This is a genomic window from Prosthecobacter sp. (assembly GCF_044232965.1).
In the GTDB taxonomy this organism is placed as follows: domain Bacteria; phylum Verrucomicrobiota; class Verrucomicrobiia; order Verrucomicrobiales; family Verrucomicrobiaceae; genus Prosthecobacter.
In genome coordinates, this window is sequence record NZ_JBIIKX010000006.1 from 65,735 (window position 1) to 91,141 (window position 25,407).

Sequence of the window (25,407 nt, forward strand, 5' to 3'; positions counted from 1 at the left end):
GGATCCACGTTGATGGTGCCAGCGGCGATGTTATAAACGTGGCTGTAACCGACCTGGCCGGAGCCTGGAGTCGCACCCACACCATTCGTGGAAGCGGTCTGGCTGCTGAGGAGGGACTGGAAGCCGCTGTTAGCCACCCCAAGAGTGTTGGAGGGGCTGTAGGTGACGAAGGTGTTGTTCTGGGAATCAATGACCCAGGGGGCGACGATACCGGCTGCGGTCACACCGGTGCCGAGGCGAAGACCGGTGCCAGCAGTGGCCGGAGCAGTGCCGGAAACCACGAGACGGGCAAAGGAGGTCGGAGCAGTCGTGCTGGTGTTATTGATCAGACCCAAGGCGCTGGATTGCGTCGTGGTGTTCACGGTGCCGACGAGGGCCAGTGAGCTGTCCGAGATCAGGAGCGTGCCATTGGTGCCGCGGACGAGGCCAGCGGCCGACAACGTCACGGAGCCTGCACCGGCAGGGCGGGCTACCTGGATGGTGGAGCCCTTGTTGGCGGTCAGTGTGCCGACCTGCTCAAAGGACTGCGCATTGGCCACACCGACGTAGCGGAAGACACCGCCATTGATATCCTGACCGGTGGCATCGGCCCAGCGGCCCTGGCCGTCGGCGACGGCACCGAGCTGGTCTTGAATGGTGAGCACGCCGCCGGGGCGGAGCTGAATGACGTTGCTGTTGGCGTTCGTGTTTGAGTTGTAGAACGACGGACTGTTCAGGCCGCCGGGGGCGCCCAGGGTCAGAGTGCCATAGACCTCGACGACGCCGCTGCCGAGCGGGGTGGCGGTGGAGCCGGTGTCAATTAAGACGGCTGAGCCCTTGCTGATGGAGGTGCCGCCGGAGTAGTCGTTGGAGTTGCGGAAGATGACGGTGCCGCTGCCGTTGGTGATGCTGCCGCCGCTGAGGTTGCCGAGCTGGGTGCCGATGATGACGCGGGCTGTGCCAGCGCCGCTGGCGGAACCGAGGACGTTGTCAGAGCCGACGAAGGCGAAGTTCGGGCCGTTATTGGCACCAATGCGGTAGGTGTTGCCCGCGCCGACACCGAGGGTCGGGGCCATGTATTGGATTTCATTGCTGCCGTAGCCGCCGAGGAAGGAGCTACCGTTGCCGAAGGTGGCCATGTCCAGGGCGGTGTTGAAGGCAGGCACAGAGAGCTGGAGTGAGGCTCCGAAGCCGCCGTTGAGCTTGATGATGGAATTCAGCCCGGTGCCGGGATTGTAATCGGTGTCGAGGACGAGCGCCGGCAGGTTGTTGACGTTGCTGTTGAGGTTCAGCGTGGCGACGCCACCGAGGCTGCCATTGCCCGCGATGCGGAGGGCCGCGCCAACATTGACGCTGACGACCGCATTGCTGCCCGATCCACCGAGCGGGGTGCCGGTGGTGCCAGTGATCTGAAGGGCACCGGTCTGGACGGTGGTGCCGCCCGTGTAGTTGTTGGCGGTGCCGGAGATGCGCACCGTGCCGAAGCCGTCACCGCCGATTTTGTTCAGCGAACCCGCGCCGGTGATCGTTCCGGCCAGTTCGAGGTAAGTCGGTACACGAGTGGTGGTGGTGAAGTTGGCGTAAGCGCCGCCGAGGGTGGTGGTGCCGGCGACTTTGAGACCGTAGCTGTTACCCCCCGTGAGGATGAGGGTGTTATTGGCGACGGAGAAGTTGCCGATCTGGATTTGGTTGCCGGTATTCGCGCTTACGCGGTCCACGTTGATGGTGCTGTAACCGGTGGAGACGACATTGAGGCCATTGGGCGTTCCGGCGGACTGACCATAAACAATGACGCCGTTCGGGCCGCCACCATTGCTGTTGAGGGCGAGGACGCCGCTGGTGCCGGTGCTGCCATTGAGAGTGACCGTGCCGGGTGTGGTGCCATTGGCACCGCCGAGGCCGAGCGGATCACGAACGGTGATCTGGCCCTGATTGATGGTCACGCCGCCGGTGAAGCTGTTCTGGCCGGCGAAGGTGTTGTTGGCGGTGATGGTTTCAAGGATCAGCGTGCTGGTGCCGTTCTTGACCAGGGCGGTGGTGCCGGTGCCTCCATTGATACCGTCCACAATATTGCCGAGGAAGGTGGTGCCGGTGATGCCGCTGATGGTCAGCGTGCCGGCGGTGTTGGCGGCGTTGCCGACGGTGCCAACGGTGCCAGCGAGGCTGGCGATGGTGGTGTTTCCGCCGTTGACGTTGAGTTTGGCGGTATCGTTGAGGACGAGGGCTGTGGTCTGTTTGACGGTGGCTCCGCTGCCGAGGGTCAGCGTGCCGTTGTTCACGGTGAGAGCACCGTAAACGCTGTTGTTGCCTGAGAGTGTGAGGGCGCCCGCACCGGTCTTGGTGAGGGTTCGGCCGATCACACCGCCGCTGATGGTGCCGGCGACCCCTGCATTGCCACTGACGTAGATGATGCCTTCACTGGCACCCGTGGTGGCCGAATTGACGGCGAGAGTGAGGTTTGAAGCCGTGGCGGTAGCTGCAACACTGATCGTGATGGTGGTGCCGCTGGCGATAGTGGCGATGGTGGCTCCGGCGGGGATGCCGGGACCGCTGATGCCCTGGCCAACGACGAGACCGGCGGTGCTTGGCAGGGTGACGGTGGTGGTCGCATTGGTCGAGGCACCGGTGAGGTTCACCGAAGGCGCGAAGCCATTGAAGAGGACATTGGAACTGATGGTGCTGGTGCCATTGATGATGAGAGCACCCATATCATTGAGGTTCATGCTGCGCACACTCAGCGTGCCGCCGGAAATGTTGGCGGTGGTGGTGACACCAAAGACACTGGCTGTGCCGGTGATTGCGGTGGCCGAGGTGATGTTGGCGATGGTGGCATCGGTGGAGCCGGTGAAGGTGTTCGTCAGGGCCGAAATCGGGCTGGCGCTGATGAATCCGAGGACCGGGTCGTAACTGACGAAGCTGGCGGAGGCATCCGTGCTGGAGGCGAGGCGGAGAATGGAACCAGCGGCGGCATTGACATTGAGGCCGTTGAAGCCGCCGATGTTGTTGAGGGTGTCGAGTTGCTGGAAGGTCGTGGTGACTTGACCGAGGATGGTGCCACTGAGGACGCGGGCGTCTGCGCCGACGGTGTTGCCGAGGTTGCCATCCACACCGGGGACGATGGCCAGGGTGCCTGCACCGACACGAGCCAAGGTCGTCGCGGTAAGCTGGATGTCATTGCCCATCATCGCATCAAGGCGGATGAAGGAACCACCGGCGAAGTTGACGGTCGGGATGGTGAAGGCGGCACCGGGGCCATTGGTGTTCACGCGAAGGGAGCCGCCGTTGATCGTGACAGCGACATCGCCGAAGGGCGTGCCGGTAGTGGCCTGGGTCAGCAAGGTGGCACCGTTGCTGATGGCGGTGTTGTCGTGGAGATTGCCACCGGTCTGGTTGCCGTTCAGGATGACGGTGCCGGGGCCGTTGATGGTGAGGAGGCCGGTGCTGTTAGCAGTCAATGCGTTGTTTGTGTAGGTCTGACCTGCGGCGACATGGATGCTGCCCGCACCCGTCATGGTCAGCACGCGGTTGGAGGTGTTCGTGGCCGTGACCGCGAGATGGCCGCCGCCAAAAGCGACCCCGCCGGGCGTGACATTGAGTCCGCCGACGCTGCCGAGGTTGTTGTCGGCGCTGATGCTGAGGACACCGGCATTGATGGTGGTGGCACCAAGGTAGGTGTTGGCTCCGCTGAGGACCAAGGTGCCGAGGCCGGTCTTGGTGAGGCCGGTCTGCGCGCCGATGAAGGTGAAGTCACCGCTGATGATGCCGCTGGCCGTCGTCGTGGTGGCCGCGCCCACATCAATGGTGCTGTTCTGGATCAACTGCATGTTGTTAGTGACCGTAAAATCGCGGTCCCAACCGGCGAGGGTGCCGGAGTTGAGGAGGATGTTGCCGGGGAGATTACCGGTGGCACTGAGGGCCAGGGTGCCCTGGCTGATGGCGGTGTTGGTGTAGGTGTTGCCGGGGTTGGTCAGGCGCAGGATGCCGACACCGGTCTTGACGAGGGTGGAGGCACCGGAAACGACACCGGAGAGGGTGACGATGCGTGAGGCATCCGCCACGCTGAGGGCGCGGTAGGTGGCACCGGCGAGATTCACCCCGCCACTGAAGGTCAGGTCAGCCTGGGGGGCACCGGAACCGATGAAGCCATCCGCCGCGAAGGCACCAATGAGATTGCCTGATCCGGCGAGGGCGCTGAGGACACCCGTGCCGGTGAAGTTGACGGCGTTGTTGATGTTAAACGGCTGGAGCATGGTGATGTGGCCCACTCCATTGCCAAGACCGGATTGGTTGCCCTGCAGGGTGCCGCTGTTGAAGGAGATCGTGCCGGAGCCGAGCGCTCCAGCGTTACCGACCTGGACGACAGCGTTGCCATTGATGGTGGTGCCGCCGGTGTAGGCGTTCGGGGTGTTAAGAACGACCGTACCGCCGTTGCCGATGAGGTTGGCTCCGGGTGTGCCGGAAACCGCGCCGACGATGACGGAGTTGGCTCCGGTGAGGACGGATGAGTTGATGGTGAGCGTGCTGCCGCCGGTGCCGAGGCGATAGGCGCTGCCCGCACCCGCGCCGAGTGTGGCGGCGGTGTAGTTACCGCCTGAGGTGGAACCGAGGAAGACGCGGTTGTTGGGTCCGAGTGCGCCGAGATCCACCGCTGTGCTGTAGCCGAGCACGTCGATGGCGAGGGTGCCGTCCACCGTGCCGCTGGTGGTTGCGAAGGTGACCGAGCCTGGAAGCGCACCATTGTAACCGAGGCCGAAGGCACCGATGCCGTCGTTGTTGGTGTTCACCGTGGTGGCGGTGGCACCGATGTTGGCGGCGCTAAGGACACGGAGGACCGCGCCAGGATTCACCGTGATGGTGCCAGCGGAAGTGAGCTGCTCATTGGCAGCAACCGTGCTGCCGACGCGGGCTTCGAGGGCACCCTGGTCCACGATGATGTTACCTGCGTAGGTAGAAGCACCGCCGAGGATGATGTTGGACACGCCCTGCTTGGTGATGGACGGGGTGCTACCAGCAAGGGTGCCGAGGACGTTCAACTGGTTGAAGGTGTGCAGCGTGCTGGCCGTCGCGCCGTCCATGGTGAGGGCACCGAAGATGGTGGTGGTCTGGCCACCTTGGATGCCGAGGGCCGTGCTGCCCGCAGCCATGGTAACGGGACCGACTGCCGTGGAGCCGACCGAAGCCTGCAGGATGCCATTGGCACCGTAGTTCACCGCGTTCTGGACGAAGACGTTGGTGATGTTATTGCTGTATGAACCGCCATTGAAATTGAGGGCGGGGCCGGCGGTGTAGTTGGAACCACCGAGTGCATATTGGTTCCCGACACCCAGCCAGCCATCATTGATGGTGATCGGAGCGGTCAGCGTGGCATTTGAGACGGCATTGACGTTCAACGCTCCGGGGCCGGTCTTCGTGAAGGTGTTGAAACCGCCGCCCGCCGCGAAGGCCGCACCGATCGTCGTGGTAATGCCGCCATTGCCCGCAAAGTTGTTTTCGACGTTGATGGTCGGATTGGCGGTGCCGAAGGTGATGATACCGTTCAGGGTCAGGTTTTGCGCGGAAATACCCGAGATGAGCTGCGTGTTGGCGGTGATGTTATTGGCGATCACGCGCGCGGCCCCACCGGCGAGGATCTTGGCGCCGTCGGTGATGACCAGATTGCCCAAACCGACTGGGCTTGCGGTGATGACGGCACCGACGGTGTTCGGCGTGCTGTCCGCACCGAAGATCAGGGAACCGCCTTGCAGGTTGACGGATGTCGAGCCAATCGCGCCAAAGGTATTGGCACCCGCGAGGACCACACTGCCGGTTCCGGCGAGGTTGAGGACGTTCGTGGCACCCGCGCCGGAAATCACGGCATTGACGATGAGGCTGTTTGGCGAAAGGCCGCCGGTGGTGATGGTGCGGGTCGCATTGTTCAGGGTCATGGTGCCGGCGATGGTCGGCGTGAAGCTGAAGCTGTCATTGTTGGCAACGATGTTGTTGCTCAGAGTCAGAAGACCGCCCGTGGTGACGGTTGGAGTAGCGGCACCGCCAGTGTTATTGAAGGTCAGCGTGCCGGCCATCGTGTTGGCACCGGTGTAGGTTAGAGAAGAGCCACCATTCAAGATGATGTTGGCACTGTTATGAATGGTGGCGGCTACAGTCTGCGTGACCGTGGCATTGTTGATGATGAGCGTGCCATTCGGGACGGAAACCGTAGTGGTGCCGTTGGCGCTGGCCGTGCTGAGAGTCAGAGTGCCCTGATTGACGACCGTGTTGCCCGCGCCGCCACCGTAAGTGTTGTTGCCAGTGAGAGTGAGGCCACCCGCGCCAGATTTCACGAGGCTGACACCCGCTCCACTGATCACACTGCTGACGGTCGTGGTGTTGGCGTTGATGTAGGCGAAGAGCTCCGACCCGCCGGAAGTGAGGTTGCCACCATTGACGGCAAGGGTTTGGTTGGCTGCCATGAGGAGACCGCCGGTGCCGAGGGTGAGGGTGTTGGCGGCGGTAATGTCGATGTTCGTCGCGGCAACCGAGTTGACCCGCAGGGAGTTGATGGTGCGGGTGGTGACCCCTGTGGTGCTGGCGGCGGTGACGAGGATGTTGTTAGTCGCTGCACCTGCGGTGAGTAGCGCGGTTGAATAGGTCGGATAAGCCGTGCCGGGTGTGCCGAGCGCACCGACGCCGCCCGCAGTACCGGATGGGGCGAGGTAACCGGCGAAGTCCGTGCCGTTGACGACGGCCCAGCCGCCGAGGATGCCATCGTCCAGGGTGATGGCACCGCCGTTGATCTGGGTGAGGATGATCTGGCTGTTGTTGGTGCCGCCCGCGCCAGGATTGGTGCCGGTGAAGTTTACCGTGGTGCCCGCATTGCGGATGAGGTTGGCGATGGTCAGGGTGGACGGCAGAACCGTGCCCGCGGCCGGAGTGACGTTGATGACGTTGGCACCACCGGAGCCTGCGCCGCCGGTGAGAGAGACCGTGCCGACCGTGGCGGCGCTCTGGACACCCGTGTAAGCGAGCGTACCGCCCTGCATCGAAATCGGGGCGGAACCGACACGATTGGAGATCACATACAAACCGCCATCATTGAGGGTCAACTGGCCAAACTGGTTGGTGATGCCGGAAGTGCCGGAGAGCTGGCCCTGATCCTGAAGATTGATCACGCCGCCGCGGATGATGGTGGCACCGGTGTAGGTGTTGTTGCTGGTAAATGTGGTCGTGTTGTTGCCCGAGCGCGTGAAGTTCATCACGCCAGCGCCGTCCTGGATGACACCCGCGAAGGTGATGTTGCCGGCTGCGGCAGAGGTGAGAGTGACCGCCGTTGCGCTGGAGTTGGTCACGATGCCGCCGGTGCCCGGCAGGGTGCTGGTCGAGTCAAGCGTACCGATAGCCTGGTTCCTGCCGAACAAATCCAGCGTGCCACCACCATTGACACGCACCGTCTGGAGGGTCGGCGTCGTGGCCGTCGCGATCACGGTCAGGGTGTTGTCCACGCCGCTGTTGAGCTTGAGCAGACCGTTGTTGATGGTGGTCTGGCTGCTATTGGTGAAGAACTGCTGCTTGTTGATGCTCATGGCACCCGCACCGGTCTTGATGAAACCATTGCTGCCGAGGACCTGGGCGTTGAAGTCGAGGGTGTTCACCGTGTCGAGCTGATGAATGATCATCTGGTTGCCGCCGGACTGGATCAGACCACCAGTGAAGTCCGTGCCGCTGGCGTCAAGGACGAGGATACCGCCGCTGCCGATGTTGAGGATGGCCTGGTCGCGGATGGCGTTCAGCGCGGTGGCACCGGAGAAGGTGAGGCTGTTCGTGGTGACTGAGCCGTAGAGCTGGGTGCTGTTGAGTGCGACGTTGGATGCCGTGGAAACGGCGCGGAACAGGCCGGGGGCCAGTTCGGAGGAAGTCAGCGGACGCACACCGCCGATGGCGGAGTAGGTGGCGAAGGCGATGCCGTTGCCCGTGGCGCTAGTGTCTGCGACGGTGTCCACACGAATGTTGATGGTGTTGGAGCCGTTACCCGTGCCGCCGCCGATGAATCCGTTGGCCATGTTTGGAGTGAAGAGATTGGCCACGCCATTGCCCGGAGCGGCACCGAGGTTGTCACCGCGGATGAGCAAGGAGCCACCACCAGAGAGGTTGGCGATGTTGCCGGTAGTGAGCGTCAAGGATTGGGCGGCGTTGGCATCAAGGGTGATGATCGAACCGCCCGACTGAACGCCAATTGAACCGTTGCTGCCGAGGTTGAGCGTTTCCACGGTCGCCGCAGCGGCGTTGCCGATGATCTTGAACTCACCACCCTGCATCGTGATGTTGCGCACCAAGGTCGCGCCGACGGCGAAGTCGGTGCCGCCGAGGCGGTTGTTAAGGTTGGTGCCGCTGTTGTTGAGGATGAGCGTGCCGCCCTCGGGAAGGGTGTAGGTGGTGAACTTCGTGCTGCCAGCCGTGCCACTGAGGACGGAGGTGCCCTGGGAAGTGGTGAAGGTGCCGATGCCCATGGTGCCCGTGCCAGCAGCACTGTCGATGGTCATGATGCCGGTGCCGATCTTGTTCAGGTTGAAGTTCGTGCTCGCCTGGTTGGCGGAGCCGAAGCGACCGGAGAAGGTGAAGCTCGAGTCATCGAAGCCGGTGGCCAGGGTGGACGCACCTGCGTTGTTGGTGACCAAGCCGGTGCCGGAGATAGAACCGGTGACGACGTTCGTCCCATTGATGTCCAAGGTGCCCCCGGTGGCGAGGTTGATGTTGGAGAAGCGGGACAGGGAATTGGTGGCACCAGAGCGGAGGGTGCCGTTGTTGACCTGCGTGATCCCGGTGAAGTCGTTCGCGATGTTGCTGAGGGCGAAGATGCCGGCTCCTTCCTTGGTGAAGGCGAAGGTGCTGGTGTATTTCGCACCCAGCGTGCCCACCACGGCGGGACTTTCAACATTCACGGTGAGCGAACCCGCCACGTTCGGGGTGATCACACCATTGAGGGCCAGATTGTTCGAGGAGACGCCGCCGATGATGAGCGTGTTGTCCGCGAGGGTGACCGGGTTGTAAACCGTCGTGCCAGCACCAATGAGCTTGAGGCCGGAGGCCACCGTGAGCGTGCCCATTCCGAGAGGACCGGCCGCCTTGATGCCGGCATTGAACTGATCGCTCGCACCGATGATCAGGCTGCCAGCGTTCAACGCAACACCGCCGGCGAAGGTGCTGTTGTTCGAGGAGAGGGTCAGCGCCCCGTTGCCCTCTTTTGTGATGCTGCCGTTCTGGACGATGCCGGAGATCACCAGCGAGTTCGGCGAGAGCCCGCTGGTGGTGATGGTCCTGGCCACACCGCCGAGGTTGAGGGCGCTGCTGATCGTCGGCGTGGTGCCGAAGGCGTCATTCACCGCCGTGATCGAACTGGTACTCCCGAGGTTCACGACACCCGGAATGGTGAGGGTGGTGGTGGTCGCGGAGGCGGTGGCCGGTGCAGAGATGGTGATGGTGGTGCCGTTAACAATGGATGCGATAGTAGCACCAATCGGAATACCGGTTCCGGTGATTGGCTGGCCGACGGCGAGACCTGCGCTGGCTGAAACCGTGATGGTGGCGCTGCCGGTGACGGTGGTCGAATTGGTCAGCGAGAACCCGGTGGCGGCGATGGTCGGCCCGGCAGTGCCGCCCTGGTTGTTCAGGGTGATGGAGCCGTTGACGGTGTTGTTGGCTCCGAAGTATGTCAAAGAACCGCCGCCATTGATGATGATGTTGTTGTTGGCACCGATCTGACCGGCATTCAGCGTCATCGTGACTGCCGCATTGTTGATGGTCAGCGTGTTGCCACCGATTGCGACCGGATTGGGGATGGTGACTACGCTGGCCGCGCCGTTTAGGCTGAGGGCGGAGTTGACGACGGAGTCACCCGTGTAGGTATTGGGTGCCGTGAGCGCCACGGTGCCGACACCGGCGATGACCAAGCGAGTCTGGCCGACACCGTTGTCGATGATGCGCGAGTTCACGGTCAGGGTGTTCTGGTTGTTCATGAGGAACAACTCACTGATCCCCGCGGCCGTGCCGCCTGCGGTCAGACGACCGCTGTCAGCGGCGGCACCAATGGTGTTGGCCGTGTTGCCACTCTTGAGCAGACCGCCGGAGACAAGGTTCAAAGTGTTGGTAGCGGTGGCAAAGGTGAGATTAAAATCACCCGGCATATTCAAGCTGTTCAGCGTATCAGCTGTGCCGACTGCGGCTGTCGCAGCGAGTCGGATATTATGAGTGGGATTGGAGCCAGCGGTGATTGTCGTGCCGGTGTAACCCGCATAACCCGCACTATTCAATGCGCCGACGCCTTTAGGAGCAGTCCAAGAGGCGAATTCCGTGCCGTTGACCACCGCCCAGCCGCCGAGGAGGTTGCTCGCCAGCGTCGGGGTGGCTCCATTGAGGTTGGTGAGGAGGATCTGGGAACTGCCGATGTCGGCAAAGCCGAGGTTGACGCCAGTGAAGTTCACGCGTGAACCGCTGCCCGCCGCACGGACGAGGTCGGTGATGGTGAGCACGGCGCGTCCGGTGTTACCGGGGGTGGCGGTGATGGTGCTGTTCCCGTCCAATACGGTGACGGTTCCGAGGGTTTCTGTGACCGTCTCGCCCTGAATGCCGGTGAGGGTGATGGTGCCGCCGCGGGTGCTGATGGCGTTGCCCGCGAGGATGCGGTCCGCGAGGTTGGCAGGGGCGGAGTTGAACGCGGTGCCGGCGTTGTCGATGTTCAGGGCACCGAACTCGAGGTTCAGACCGGCGGTGCTGGCGAGGGTGGCGCTGTCGCGGAGTTGCAGCGTGCCACCACGGACGTTGGTGGCACCGGTGTAGGTCTGGGCGCTGGTGAGCAGGGTCGTGTTATTGCCAGAACGGTCAAAGGTGATCGCGCCGCCGATGACGCCGCCGAAGGTACCGCCGCCGGTGGAGGTGAGGGTGGCTGGGGCGACGCTGGTGATGAGGCTGCCAGTGCCGGGGAGCGGGTTATTGATGCTCGCGATGGCTGCGAATGCCTGGTTCTGACCGTTGAGATCGACCGTGCCGGCATTGGCTGTCAGGGCGATGGTGGTCACCGCCGTGGCGGTGGGGGCGACGAGAAGGGTGTTGGCCGCGCCGCTGTTGAGCGTGGTGGTGCCGTCGTTATTGTTCAGGAAGCCGCTGAAATACTGGGGCCGGTTGAAGGAGAGATTGCCCGCACCGTCCTTGGTGATGCCAGTGCCGAGGACGTAGCTGTCCACGGTGAGGTTATCGAGCGCATGGATGAACATGGAGCTTGCCCCCGGATTAATCTGACCACCGGAGAAACCCAGGTTGCCCGTCTTGGCAAGGATACCGATGGAAGAGATGGTGAGTATGCTGCCGGCGTTGAAACCCGTGAGCTGGCCGCCGGAGTTTAGTGTGACGGTGGCCACATTGTTGGTGGTGAAGGTTTCGTTCGCGCTCTTGGCCAGGTTCGCCGTGGTGGTGAACATGTTGTTGATGGTGGCAAGCGTTTCATTGGCCCCGAGCACCCGGAAACCCGAGCCGGCGGTGTAGGTGAGGAAGCCGGTGCCGGTACCGGTCGCGGAGGCGTCGCCGACCATGTCGGGGCGGGTGCTGATGTTGGCGAGACCGGCGATGGCATTGCCGCCGCTGAAGGCGACGGAACTGGCAAACACATTGGCCACGCCACTGCCGGGCGTGGAGCCGAGGGAATCACCGCGGACGAGGTAGGATCCTCCGCCGCCAAGAGCATGAACGCTGGCAAAGTTCAGCACGGTGGAACCAGCGCCGGGGACGAGGGTGATGACACCGCCGCCGTTTGGCAACGCCAGTGCGCCGAGGGACTCGGAGCTGCCAGCCGCGTTGCCTTGGATTTTGAATTCACCACCGGCCACGGTGAGGTTTTTGAGCAAGCCGCCGAGGCGGTTGTTTACGTTGGTCGTGGTGTTATCGAGGATGAGGGAGCCAGTCTGGTTGACGAGGTTGCTCCCGAAGGCCGTGCTGGCGGTGCCGGAGTAGGTGACCGCGCCGCCGTAGATGTTGAAGTTGGCGGTGGAGGTGCTGACACCGCCAGTGAGGCCGAAGGAGCCGGAGCCGATTTTGCTGACGTTGAGCGTGCTGAGGACCGCATCGTTGAAGGCGAGGAAGCGGCCATCGAAGGTGGTGTTGGCATTGTTGAGACCGAAGGTCAGCGTGCGGCCCGAGCCGGAGTTGTTGGTGATGTCGCCCGAGCCGGAGAGCTGGCTGAGAACTTGCTCAAAGTTATTGAGGTCCAGTCGGCTGGTGCCAGCCATGGTGAAGGTGGAGGCATAGGGAATGGCGTTGGTGGCACCGAGGAAAAGGGTGCCTGCATTGAGGGCGGTGGCCCCCGTGTAGTAGTTCACACCATCCAAGCGGAGCCCGGAGGTGCCTTCCTTGGTAATGCCCGCCGTGGTACCAATCATGGTCGGCAGGATCAGGGCCAAAGCGGCATTGCCATTCGTAGTGATGGTGCGCGTGGCGGCACCGATATCAATCTTGCCGTTCGTGCTGACGCTGAGCAGCGGGAAGGTGGCCAGGCTATCGCTGGTGGAGGTGATGTTGTTGTTCAGCGTCAAAGTACTGCCAAATGTCACCGTGACATCCGTCGCCGCTCCGGTGGCCGGCTGCGAGAGCTGGACGGTGGTGCCGGAAAGGATTGCCGCAACTGTAGTGCCGGCAGGAATATTCGTTCCTGTCACCGGCATGCCAACCGCCAAACCGAGCGTTGAACCAGCACCGGTAAGGGTCAGGGTCGTATCGTTGGCCGCAGTGATGGAGTTGTTCGAGGTGACACTCTGGGTGCGGAAGGTCGGATTGCCCGCGCCTCCTGAATTGTTGAACGTCAGGGTTCCGTTTTGCGTGTGATTGCCCCAGAAGTTGATGACCCCACCACCGTTGATGGTGATGTTGTTGGCGCTGTTGATCTGGTTCGGACTGCCCGCGATCATCGTCGCCGTGGCGTTGTTGATCGTCAGGCCGCCTGCGGGAATCGTCTGATTGGCGACACCGATGAGGTTCGTCGTGGCCGAGTTTAAGACCGTACCTCCTGTGTAGGTGTTTAGCGCGGTGAGGGTGACGTTCGAGGCACCTGCGACCACGAGGCGGGTCTGGCCGCCCGAGGCATTGTTGACGATGCGGGAGTTAATGGTCAGCGTGCTCTCGTTGTTGTAGATATACAGAGAGTTCACGCCAGTGCTGGTTCCACCTGCGGTCAGACGACCGCTGTCCACCGTTGCGCCGATGTTTCCCGTGAAGTTGCCCGACTTGAGCAGGCCGCCGGAGGTCAGGTTAAACGTATCCGCACCATCCGTGAAGTTGATGCTCTGACCGGCCGTATTCGTGAAGAAGCTCAAGCCATTGAGATTGTAAACACCCGCGCCCGCCACATCTGGAATCGAGAAGCTGTTGTTTGCCAACCGGATGTTCTGGGTGGCATTCCCGGGCGTACCCGGCAATGCTGCGCCATTGTACCCAGGGAACCCGCTTACATTCAGAGCCCCAAGGCCATTGGTATTGTTGTAGCTGGCGAACTCCACGCCAGCTGAGGTTCGGACAACCGCCCAGCCGCCAATGATGTTGTTGGTGAGTGAGGCGGCACTGAATGGAGAACTATTGAGGTTGCTCACGAAAATGCGTGAATTGTTCACCCCCGGCTGGCCCAGGCCGTCCGAGTTCACGTCTTCATTCCTAGAGCCACGGAACTCAATGACTGCATCCGCCGCACGGTTGAGATTGCCGATGTTCAGGGTAAGCGCCGAACTGGAGTAGGCGTTGGACATGATGAAATTGCGACCTGCTTCGACATTGACCGTCTGCAGAGCAAGGGTTGAATTGGCGTTGGCAGTGCCGCGTATCTGGAGATTACCCCCCTGAAGGGTAATGGGCGCGGTTGCTGCGATGCGGGTAGGTCCGGTCGTTCCCGGATTGACTCCGTTGTAGTCATCCCAGATAAGGCCGCCGAACCGGACGTTTACAGCAGTGGAGTTGGCAATGGTGCCGCTGCTTTGGAGGACAAGGTTGCCACCGCGAACCGTCGTGGTTCCTGTGTAGGTATTGGCCCCCGAGAAGGTGGTGGTGTTGTTTCCGGCCCGGTCAAAATTCAGATTGCCATTGATGGTGCCAGCAAAGGTGCCGCCGCCGGTGGAGGTCAGGGTGGCCGCCGCGCCGTTGTTAACGATGGAAGCGGTGACACCGGGGGTGATGTTGTTAGCCGCCAGTGTGCTCACCACCTGGCTGTTCCCATTGAGGTCAAGGATGCCACCGTTGACGTTGAGGGCATTGGCCCCGCCGATGGCGTTGACGAAAAGCGTGTTATTGCCGCCGTTGAGCACCAAAGTGCCGTTGTTGACTGAAGTGGCCCCCGTGTAGAACTGGGCACGATTGAGATTCAGGGTGCCGGCACCGGATTTGGTCATGCCAGCGGAGCCGGTAATGCCTGCGCTGAAATTAAGGCCGCCGATGGCGTGAATGAATGCCGGAGTGCCCCCAACCGCCAGCAAGCCGCCGCTAATGCCGCGATTGCCCGCTTGCGCGATGATGCCACCGCTGGTGATGGTAAGAACCGTGCCCTGTGAGATGGGACCTGCAGCCCTGGTGCCGCCATGCTGGTTGAGCGTGAGGCTGTTGATCGTGGTGCCAGCGATGAAAGCACCGCCATGCTGATAGCCTAGAGCAACGTTGGTCGTGGCACCGCTGGAGAGGAAAGGAGCGAGTTCGTTGGCGGCGAGGAGGCGGAATCCGTTGCCACCTGCCACGTTCACGACTCCCCCTGCCCCGATGTAAGTGACGAAACCTGTGCCGCTGCCGGTCAGGGAAAGGTCACCGAGGATGTCAGGACGGATGCTCATGGTCGTGGTGCCCACGGCCCCGGCACCACCGATTTGGCTGATGGCACCACCCGTGGCGATGACGAAGTTACTGGTGCCAACACCAATGGTGCCACCGAGGTTGGTGCCACGAAGCAGGGCCGTGCCGCCCTGAGCGACCGTGCCGAGAGTATGGGCGGTCAAAGTCACGTTCTGGGCGGAGGTTGGCTCCAGATTGATAATGCCGCTGCCGCCCACGAGGTTCAGGGTGCCAACTGACTCCGTGGTGCCAGCGGAGGCATTGCCGACGATCCGCAGGGTGCCGCCGCTGAGGTTCAGGGTGCCGTTGGCGGCCGCCGTGACGGCCATGTTAAGCCTGTTGTTAACGTTACTCGAAGCATTGTTCAGTGTCAGGGTTGAATTCCTCTGAACGGTCACTGTGCGGAAGGTGGTGGCTCCTGCTCCAGAATACTCGATCACGCCGCCAGAAACCGTCAACGCGCCAGTCGTCCCGTTGGTTGTCGATGTCGCGCCGTTGATGACAGTCGTGCCGCTGCCGTATTTCTGGACATTCAGCGTATTGGTGAAGGCGTCAGAACTGCGATTGAACACGCCAGAGAAGGTTGTGTTCTGGTTGTTGAATCCAAAGCCCAAGGTGACAGCGCCGCTGCTGAGATTGCTTACCGTGCCAGAGCCGGAAAGACCGCCGATGACAGTGCTGGTGCCTAAAAGTTCGAACTGAGTTCCAGAAGCGAAATTATAAGTGGAGAAACGTGAACCGGCATTGCCTATCGATCCAAGCACAATGGCACCAGCTTGGACATCGGTAAGGCCCGAGTAGGTCTGGGCGGTGCGCAAACGAAGGGCACCGTCTCCCAGTTTCACAAAGCCGCCAGTGCCGATGATGCCTTCCATTGCGAGAGCCGGCTGGAGAAGGGTCTGCTGTTTGTCGTCAATCTTCGTCGGATTGACCGTGATGTTGTGATTGGTGGCCCCAAGATTGATCACGCCAAAGGTGATGATGGGAGATTCATTGCTTTCCACGCGCACAGTAGAGGCGGAGGCGGTGATGTCGCCCGTCAGGGTCAGCACCCCGAAGTGATTGACATTGTTGCTGATGTTGGTGCCAATGTTGAGGGTGGTATTGCTGCCATCGGCGTCGAATATGAGGCCAGCCAGGGTGTTGTTGCCAAACAAGTTCAAGGTGGCCGCACCACGCATGGTGACCACGTTGGAGGCGTCAATCTGGTTGTTGAAGCCGTTCATGGTCACCGTGGCGCTGCTGATGGTGAGCCCGCCACCAGGAAGCACTACTCCCGCTGCCGCGTTGCTCAGGTTCAGGGTGCCGGAGTTCACCACCGTACCCCCTGTGTAAGAGTTGTTGGTATTGGTCAGGGTGACCGCACCACCGCCGGACGTGATGAGGCGGACGGCTCCGCCCGCATTGTCCACAATGCGGGAGTTGATCGTGAGGGTATTTTGGTTGTTGAAGACGAACAAGTCGGAGTTGGCAACAGAACCACCCGCCGTCAGGCGGCCGCTGTCCACCGTGGCCCCGATGGTGTTGTTAAAGGCACCACTCTTGAGCAGACCGCCTGAAATCAAGTTCAGGGAATCCGTCGCTGTGGTGAAGGTCAAATTGGCGTTGCCGGCGATGTTCAGGCTGTTCAGGCTGTAGCCTGCGACAGTTGGCACCGCACCGGAGGCGGTGATGCGGATGTTCTGGGCAGGTTGGTCGGCGGCAGGGAGAGTGGTCCCGCTGTAGCCGGGGGCACCCGCTGCATTAAGTGCTGCGATGCCAAGTCCATCAATGTAAGTGGCAAACTCTGTGCCCCCGACCGTGGCCCAGCCACCGAGGATATTGTTCGTCGTATTGCCAGCGAAAGTATGTCCAGCAATGTGAATGCGGGCATTGCTGCCGATGGAGCCAAGCGTTCCGGCACCGGACTCGAAGTTCACCGTGGCACCGTTGGCCGCGGTGCGACTGAGACCGCCCAACGTGAGATCTGCGGAGACCACACCACCGGCTGCACCACGATCTGCGCGGATGGTGGAGAGGGAGTCTGCGAGGGTGACTACACCCAGAGTTTCCGCCGAGGCGGAATTGGCACGACCAAAGAATTGCAGGACACCGCCCTTGAGCGTGACAGCGGCGCTGTCGTTGATGCGGTCGGTGGACTCGTAGAGGCCTGTATTGTTGATGGCAAACGTGGCCCGGCTGATGGTCAGGCCCGTGATATTGGCAAAGGAACCGGCGTCAATGAGGCTGGTGGTGGAGCTCAGCAGGATGAGCTTGCCAGTCGTCGTGTTCGCATTCGTGATGTTCAGCGTGCTCGATCCGGTGCGGGCAAAGGTCACATAATCATTGGTGCTGCCGCCGATATTGCCCGCCCAGGTGCGGGCGGTGTTTTGCTGGTTGGCAAGGAGGACACCGTTGCCGCCCGTGCTAATGATCTCGCCACCGTTGATGGTGCTATCCGTCATCAGCTCACGCGTGTACTGGCTGGTCGAATTCAGGTCAAGCTTGCCTCCGTTGATCACCATCGGGGCGCGGAAGTAGAGCGTATTGGTGCCACCAGCGAGTTTCAGGGTGCCTTCGTTGACAAAGTTGATGTTGTTGTCCGTTTCGTCACGTCCCATCATGCTTGGCTGGCTGATCGTCAGGGTGCCCGCACCGGCCTTGACCAGACCCCGCATGCCCAAGAGAACGCTGTTGATGTTTAGATCACCAAGCGTATGCACATAGAGAGGGCGTGAGTTGGTCGCCACATTGACGTTGGCGAGGATCACACCTCCCGTAATTCCGGTATTGCCCGCTTTGGCCAAAATGCCGCCGCTCTGAATGGTGAGCACCGGGACATTTGGGAAAGTGCTGGTGAGGGTGACGCCACCACCAGAATTCAGAGCCAGGGAGTTGATGCTGACGCTTACCGCCGAAGTCGCAGCGGCGCTCAATTCCTGGTTCACGTTGGCAGTCAAGGTGGTCGTGGTCAGTTTCTCGCCTGCGGCAAGAAGACGAATCACACCAGTGGCCGAGTCTGCCGTGGCAAAACCAATGGTGCCAGCCGTGGTATTCTCAGCCAACGCCCAAGGCAGGATGCCCTTGGTGTTTGCCCCCACGGCACCGTTCTGCCCCACGAAAGTGAGGTTGCCCTTGATCGTGGCATTATTTGCACCGGCAGCCAAGCCGAGGTTGGTGCCCGAGAAGCGGACCGTGCCGCCATTCTGCGGGTTGTTCGTCGCAAAACTGCCAAAGGTGAGGTTGGCTCCCCCGGCCCCTGCGGTGACGCTGATGTTGGACTGGCCGCGACCAAGCGTCCAGGTGCCGAGCGTTTCGTTGGTGGCGGCGGCGTTGCCGATGAGGGTCACATTGCCTCCCGAGAGCGTGATGGGTCGGCTACCGAGCCGGTTGGTGACAGCACTAGCGGTATTGTCAATGAGCAGCGTGGCACCAGGATTGATGGTGATCGCTCCAGTTCCTCCCAACACGCCTGCACCACTCACGGCGAAGGTTCCCTGACTAGCGGTGATCGCGCTGACAAACAGTGAGTTCGCCACCCCGAGAGTAGCCGTTCCGGTACCGATCTTAGTAAGACCAGTCACGTTTGCATTCAAAGCGGTGGAAATCAGGATGTTCCCCGCCCCGGCCAGCGTCAGACCAAATGCGCCGCTGATGCCAGTGGCACCACCGAGAGTGAGAGTGTCGAAGTCCGAACCGATGGTCGCGGCACTTTGCAGGGTGATGGGGCCAGTCCAGGTGTTGTTGCCGGAGAGGTTCTGCAACGCGCCCCCATTATTGATTCCCGTGCTGTTCAGGTTCAAGGGTTCCGCCGCGTAGGTGATCCCGGCTCCGCTCAATTGCAGGGCGGCACCGACAAAATTGCCCACGGTCGTCGCGCCACCGGTCGCACCCAGGGCGTTTGCATCCGAAATATTGACCGCACCTGCGTTGATCGTTGTCGTCCCTGCCCAGGCACCGTTCGAAACGGCAATGGTCATGGTGCCATTGTCTGCTTTGACAAAGCCATTGGCACCGCCAAAGGCGGAGTTCAGCGTTAGCGTGCTACCCTGAATCACCTCGATGACGTTGTTCGCGGCAGTGGCGTTGTTGAAACTGATGACGCGACCGGCGTCGAGATTAATGTCGCCCGCTGCCCGGAAGGTTGCCACCGCACCGGTGCCGGAGGCGCTGAGGTTGATGTCGTTGGCGGTATTGCCCAAAGCACCGTCGCTGGTCGCGGCGAGGACGCCGCGGACGATGGTCATGTTCCCCGTGAAATCGTTGGCCACGTTCGAGAGCAGCAGGGTACCGCCAATGCCGCCGTCCGCCGCCGCGCCACCGCCAGTGCCCACATTGATCGCTCCCGTGCCGGTGACCAGCCCACTCAATTCAAGACCCGCAACTACATTGGAGGTGTTGGCAGTGGTGGGATTGAGGATGATGAAGGTCGAAGGCGCACCGCTCAGAGTGGTCGTGCCGGTGAACTTCAGACCGTAACCGTTAAGATTATTGATGCTGAGGGTGTTGGTGCCAATGGTGAGATCGCTGAGCTGGATCGTTTTGTTCAGTGCTGTGGAACCAGGAAAACCCGCTACCCCCGTGCGATCCACCGAAATAGTACTGTTGCCGGTAATTGTCACATTGTCACCAAAGGCGATGTCCTGCCTCTCGCCGAAGCCAGAGCCGTTATCGCGGAGGGCAAGCGTGCCACCAGCAAGGAAGAGCTCATTTGCACCGCCGCTGTATAGTGAATCCGCGCCCACGGCCGCCAGGGTGCCACTGTTGATAGTGACAGTGCCAGTGAAGCTGTTATTACCTGCCAGAACCGTCACACCGTTGGAGCTAGCCGCCACCCCACTCACGGTGATATTACGCGGACCGCCTGTCTCTGTAATCGAACCGCTGAGGATGAGTTGGCCGGTTAAGTTAGCATTCAAGTTCGAGATGGCCAAGTTGTCGTTCAAAACAATCCCGGCGGAAATGACATCCGTGGACGTTGCTGCCGCAGCCTTTGCCAAGGTGGCTCCCAAGCTTCCGTTATCGAAAGTCAACGTGCTGGCATTGCTCGACTGTAATGTGTAGCCAAAGAAAGCGGTGGTTGGATCTCCAATGTTCAACGTGCCGGTCGTGGCGTTAGTGTCTAAATTGATGCTTTGCGCCGCAGTAAGATTGGCAGTGAGATTGATGACATCCCCTGGCGCATTGGCAGGCACCCCACCCGTCCAGTTGCCAGCGGTGCTCCAAGTGAAGGGACCGGCACCAGTCTGATTCCATGTAAATATCGCTCCCTGTGCGATTGGTCCAGGCAGCCATGTTGCCATCAGGCAAGTCATGAACCATCCAATAAGTTGGCGGTGGCGACGTAGTGTCTTCATAGTCATAAAGTAAAGTTAGATGGCACGATCAATGCCCTTCGAGAACAGAGCGGGTACTGCGCAAAGGTTGATGGGAGTTGTCGCGCCAAAGTTGGCGGCCATTTCCGGAATTCCGCCACATGCAGGACAGGTTCGCGACGACGTGGTCGCGAAGACAGATTTGCGTGAGAACGCATGACTGCATAAACTGCTGTGGTTGGACATGAATAAATTAAGCCTCATCAAACCACAAAAAACGCACCAAGGACAAACCTTTTTATCCACTTTGAAAAAAAGATTCAAATTATTGATTATGAGCGACTTAACATAACCACAAGAGCCCTTATTTTGACTCAGCATAAACCCTAGACAAGCACTGTGTAATGACACTTACCGCATTAGGTGTTGGCGCTTATTGCCAGCTCGATTGAGTCAATTTGACACGCACAAGCATGATGCGCTTTAGCGTGGTATCCCGGACAGGAATCGAACCTGTATTTAGAGTTTAGGAAACCCTCGTTCTATCCATTGAACTACCGGGACGCATTGATTTTCAAACAACTAAATAACGTAACGTTGCCAAAAAACACTTTTTGAGCAACCCTCATTGTGATTTAAGACTAGAAACACGCTGACTCAAGCGCTTTGCTCGCACCCCTCATTTTCATGCCAAAATCAGTCTTTATTCTTAAAGTAATATACGAATATAGTTATCAAAAATAGGCGATACGATCACCACTTTGGAGGAATTTAAGGTGCGCCATCCCGTCATTCAACCATCTGGCAGCAGGCGTTCCCACAGCGTGTCATTCATGAGAACATTGCTGATGAACTCTCGGCTGTCGTCTGTGGCGCTGGTGGAGGTGGGGGCGGCGGAAGGAAGTACGATATTGAATGTCAGTCCTGTACCACTACGCGGGGAGGTAATGCGGCCACCGAGGTGGTGATCGTCACGTTTCCGCTGACCCCGCCAACCTCATGAACACAAACCCGCTCTCCCGCCGCCATTTCCTCAGCCGCACCGCCGGTCTCGCCGCCACCACCTTCGCCGGTCCGAATCTCCTGCTTAGCGGCCAGGACACGGCCTCCAAACGCCTGAACCTCGCCATCATCGGCGCAAACGGCAAAGGCCAGTCCGACACCCAGGCCGTGACGCTCGCGCACAACATCGTCGCCCTCGTCGATGTGGACTCCAAGCGCCTGGAGGAAGCCGCCAAGCGCCGGGAAAAAATCCACGCCGAGTCCAACGCCTCCGCCCCGAACGTGCCGAAGCTCTACCAGGACTTCCGCAAGATGTTCGACGAGATGGCTGGTGAGATCGACGGCGTCATCGTCTCCACGCCCGACCACACCCATTACCTCGCCGCCATGCACGCCATCAAGCACGGCAAGCACGTCTGCGTGCAGAAACCTCTCTGCAACTACATCGGCGAGGTGCGTGAACTCCACCAAGCCGCCAAGAACGCCAAAATCGTCACCCAGATGGGCAACCAGGGCCGCACCATGGAAGGCCAGCGCCTAGCCAAAGAGTGGATCGAGCAGGGAGTCATCGGCACCCTCAAGGAAATCCGCCTCTGGACCAACCGCCCCGTCTGGCCGCAGGGACCGATCAAAAAGAAACTCGTCGAATGCCCCGCCAACCTCGACTGGGATCTCTGGCTCTCCTCCGAACCCAGCGAACCCTACTTCGAGTTCGACCTCGACGAGGCCGCCGCCAAGAAAAACAAGCGCAGCCCCGGCCCTCACAACTTCAACTGGCGCGGCTGGTGGCAGTTCGGTTCCGGTGCCCTCGGCGACATGGGCTGCCACATCATGGACGCCACCTTCAGCATCCTCGGCCAGCTCATCCCTGAAAAAATCGACGCCGAAAGCGGCCCCATCACCGATCTCAACGCCCCGGCCTGGAGCAAGCTCGTTTATCACATGCCCGCCGGCAAACATCCCGCCCTCAAGGTCTCCTGGCACGACGGCGAAATCGACGGCCAGCCCAACAAGCCCGAGCGCCAGCCCGACATCCCCGAGGACACCTTCAAAAAAGCCAGCAGCGGCATGATGTTCATCGGTACCGACGGCGTCATCTTTGAAGGCGATGCCTACTGCAAGAGCCCGGTAATCTACCCGCTCGAAAAATTCACCCAGGTCCGTCTCGACATGCAGGCGGGCAAAATCAATAAAACCGAGACCCGCAGCGCCATGCCCGACAATCCGCAGGGAGAATGGGCGCACCACATCGTCAACGGCGGCCTCCCCAGCTCAAACTTCGACTACTCCTGCCCCCTCACCGAGTTCGTCCTCCTCGGCAACCTCGCCATCCGCGCCCAGCAGACCGTGCAGTGGGACAAAACCGCCATGAAAGTCACCAACGCCGAGGCTCCCAACAAGTTCATCACTCGCCCCTCGTATCGCCCCGGCTGGAAACCCGCCTGAGCACGCTGATCGACTGAGCGGTCTTCACTTCGCCTTCCTCCTGCCCTTCGCCGGCCCAGCGCCTAGCGAAGGGCCGTTATCCGGAGGCATCGACTGATGCCATGCCAGCAACGCCTGGGTCATGCGATTGACGATCTCAGGATGATGCGCGGCAAGGTTGGCCGTCTCGCCGCGATCTTTGGCCAGATCGTAGAGCTGGGGCTTTGTGCCGTCGTATCCGCAGAGCAGCTTCCATTCTCCTTCGCGCATAGCTAGGTCAGGAAGTCGTTCGGGAAGCGCGGCGGAGGCCGTTTTACGATCCGGCGGACGACGCCAAAAGATCGGAGCAGCGCGGGAGACTTCGCTTTGGCCGAGAAGAGCTGGTGCGATGTTTTCACCATCGAAGGCGATGTCTTTGGCTTCGATCTTGGCAATGGAAAGCAGCGATGGAGCAAGATCAAAGGCGGCAAAGATAGAATTTGTGTTCACGGAGCCTGCTTTCGCTTTTTCGGTCAATCCAGGCCCCCACACGATGAGCGGCGAACGAGTGCCGCCTTCGTAGAGTGTCGTTTTGCTGCCGCGAAATGGTCCCGCGCTGCCTGCGCCAGGCTCGGGGCCGTTGTCGGAGCAGATGAGCAGGAGCGTGTTGTCGCGGAGTTCGGGGTTGGAGCGCAGGTGATCAAAGAGTTTGCCGAATTGGCGGTCCATTTCTTCCAGCACGGAGAGATAGAGGCCGCGTTTGCCTTCGGCCCATTTGTCCGTCGGCGGCCACCACGGACCGTGGACGTCATCAGGCCAGAGATTGATGAAGAAGGGCTTCTTGGCAGCGGCGGCTCTGTCGATGAAGGGAATCGCGCCGTCGATGAAGCCGCTGGTGATTTTGGAGCGCTGCATCCAGGTCACCGGCTTGCCGAGACGCTCGGCATCGGCCCAGATTTTGCCGGGTTCTGTGTCGCCGGGCTTCATCGTGAGCGGCAGGAGCTTCGGCCCCATGCCTTCGAAGTTGGTGAGCGATTCATCAAAGCCATACGCGGTGATCGGCGGCGCATCATCGACATCGCGCTGACCGCCGAGATGCCATTTGCCGAAGTGGCCGGTGGCGTAGCCGTTTTGTTGGAGCACTCGGGCCAGCGTGGGCGCTTTCGGATCAAGCCATTGGGCGCAGCCACGACGCTCATTGTCGGCCCGATTGTTCAGGAAGGAATGGATGCGCCAGCGCTGCGGATACTGCCCGGTGGTCAGCGCACAGCGCGAGGGCGAGCAGATGGGCGAGTTCACATGAAACTGCTCGAAGCGAATGCCCTCGGCCGCGATGCGGTCGATGTTCGGTGTTTGCGCGTCTTTGTTGCCGAAGCACGAGAAGTCGCCCCAGCCCATGTCGTCGATGAAGACCATGATGATGTTGGGCTTCTGTGCGGCCGTGGATGAACCACAGAGTCCGCAGAGGAGCACAGAGAGAATGAAAAGGTGTCTCATGGCTGTTTCTGCTTTTTCGCTTTGGCCTTTTTCGCTGCACCGGGGTCGATAAGTGTGACAGGTTCGCCTTGGAGGAGCGGTTTGCCGAAGACGGTTTGGGTGTCCCCTTGCTGTTTCATCCAAGCATCGAGATCCGCACTCATCTTGGCGAGTTGCTCGGCATGTTTCGGGTCGGTAACGAGGTTGTGCAGTTCGTTCGGGTCGTTGGCGAGATCGTAGAGTTCCTCGGCGGGCCGTGTGGTGAAGCGTTTCACCGAGGCGGCGGCTTTCGGATCATTCTCGGCGGCGCTGAGCCATGTTTTCCAATACGCGAGTCCGCTCGGGCCGGAGGAGCGCGAGATGTGGCTGTGATGCTGAAACTCGGGATGGAGGTTGCGAATGTATTTCCAGTCCTGCGTGCGGACGCTGCGGATGGGATAAACATTGAAGTCGCCGTCGCCGCTGTGGGTGGTGAAGATGCGGTCGCGATGCGTGGTGGTGGTGCCGCGCAGGATTCCGGCGAAGGATTTGCCGTCGATGCCTTCCGGCACTTTCCCGCCGCCGAGTTCGATGAAGGTGGGAAGCAAATCGGGCCAGCAGACCATCGCATCGCTGGTAGTGGCGGGTTTCAGCGTGCCAGGCCATGCGATGATGAGCGGAATACGGATGCCAGCGTCGTAGAGGTTCCATTTGCCAAAGGGCCACTGGCCGCCGTGATCGGCGGTGTAGATGAAGAGCGTGTCGCCAGTGATTTTTTCGCGAGCGAGGGCACGGACCTCGCCGAGCAGCGTGTCGGCCTTAGTGATATCCGTGAGATAGCTCGCACGCTGCTCGCGAGTGACTGCGGTGTCCACAAGCGTGGGCGGGATCGTGACTTTCGTCGGATCGTAACTTCGTTCTTCACTCCACGGCACATGCGGATGGCGTGTGCCGACGAAAAGGCAGAGCGGCTTCTTCGATGTGCGTTTAGTGAGGAACTTCGCTACTTCGGCCGTGTCAGAGATCCCCACCGGTGGCCCGATCACCATGTCGAAGTCATAGAACTTGGCCCAGTCGCCGTGCGCGACCTTGCCGATGATCGCCATTTCATAACCGAGGCTGCGGAGCACCGTCGGTAACGATGGAACCTCCGGCCGCTTAGCCTTGTGATTGGCCTCCGCGCCATTTCGAGCCGACCAAAGGCCCGTCAGCAGCGCTGTGCGGCTCGGCCCACACGCTGGCGAGGCGACAAAGGCATGCGTGAACTTCAATCCTTCCTCCGCGAGCCGTTTCATGTTCGGCGTACGGACTTCTGTGGAGCCATACGCCTGCGAATCGAGCTGGCTGTGATCATCCGAGATGAAAACAACGATGTTCGGTTGCGCAGCTAAAGCGGAGAGTAGAGGGCAAAAAGCGAGGAACAGCAGGAGGCGTTTCATGATCGGCGGGG

Annotated in this window: 4 protein-coding genes and 1 tRNA gene (1 of these 5 running past the window's edge); 1 reads left to right on the forward strand and 4 read right to left on the reverse strand. The window is 60.8% G+C overall.

What is annotated here, in order from left to right; genetic code table 11:
• Together ACILSI_RS04375 and ACILSI_RS04380 are read right to left on the reverse strand one after the other, a co-directional pair.
• Window positions 1–19,700: the 5' portion of an autotransporter-associated beta strand repeat-containing protein gene (locus tag ACILSI_RS04375; RefSeq protein ID WP_395720631.1), read on the reverse strand. It extends 14,413 nt beyond the left edge of the window; the window shows 19,700 of its 34,113 coding nt (coding positions 1–19,700); the start codon lies at window positions 19,698–19,700; its stop codon lies off the left edge, out of view.
• Window positions 19,701–20,585: 885 nt separating this feature from the next.
• Window positions 20,586–20,660: transfer RNA gene (locus tag ACILSI_RS04380), tRNA-Arg, on the reverse strand.
• 435 nt (window positions 20,661–21,095) lie between these two features.
• On the opposite strand from ACILSI_RS04380, the gene ACILSI_RS04385 reads away from it, so the two are divergent.
• Window positions 21,096–22,544: a Gfo/Idh/MocA family protein gene (locus ACILSI_RS04385; RefSeq protein WP_395720632.1), complete on the forward strand. Its 1,449-nt coding sequence runs from the start codon at window positions 21,096–21,098 to the stop codon at window positions 22,542–22,544.
• Between the two features lie 24 nt (window positions 22,545–22,568).
• On the opposite strand, the gene ACILSI_RS04390 is transcribed toward ACILSI_RS04385, so the two are convergent.
• The gene (locus tag ACILSI_RS04390; RefSeq protein ID WP_395720633.1) at window positions 22,569–23,999 is read right to left on the reverse strand and encodes a sulfatase; all 1,431 of its coding nucleotides are present in this window, start codon (window positions 23,997–23,999) and stop codon (window positions 22,569–22,571) included.
• Window positions 23,996–25,396: a sulfatase gene (locus ACILSI_RS04395; RefSeq protein WP_395720634.1), complete on the reverse strand. Its 1,401-nt coding sequence runs from the start codon at window positions 25,394–25,396 to the stop codon at window positions 23,996–23,998. The genes ACILSI_RS04390 and ACILSI_RS04395 overlap by 4 nt, the downstream gene beginning before the upstream one ends.
• Between the last annotated feature and the right edge of the window lie 11 nt (window positions 25,397–25,407).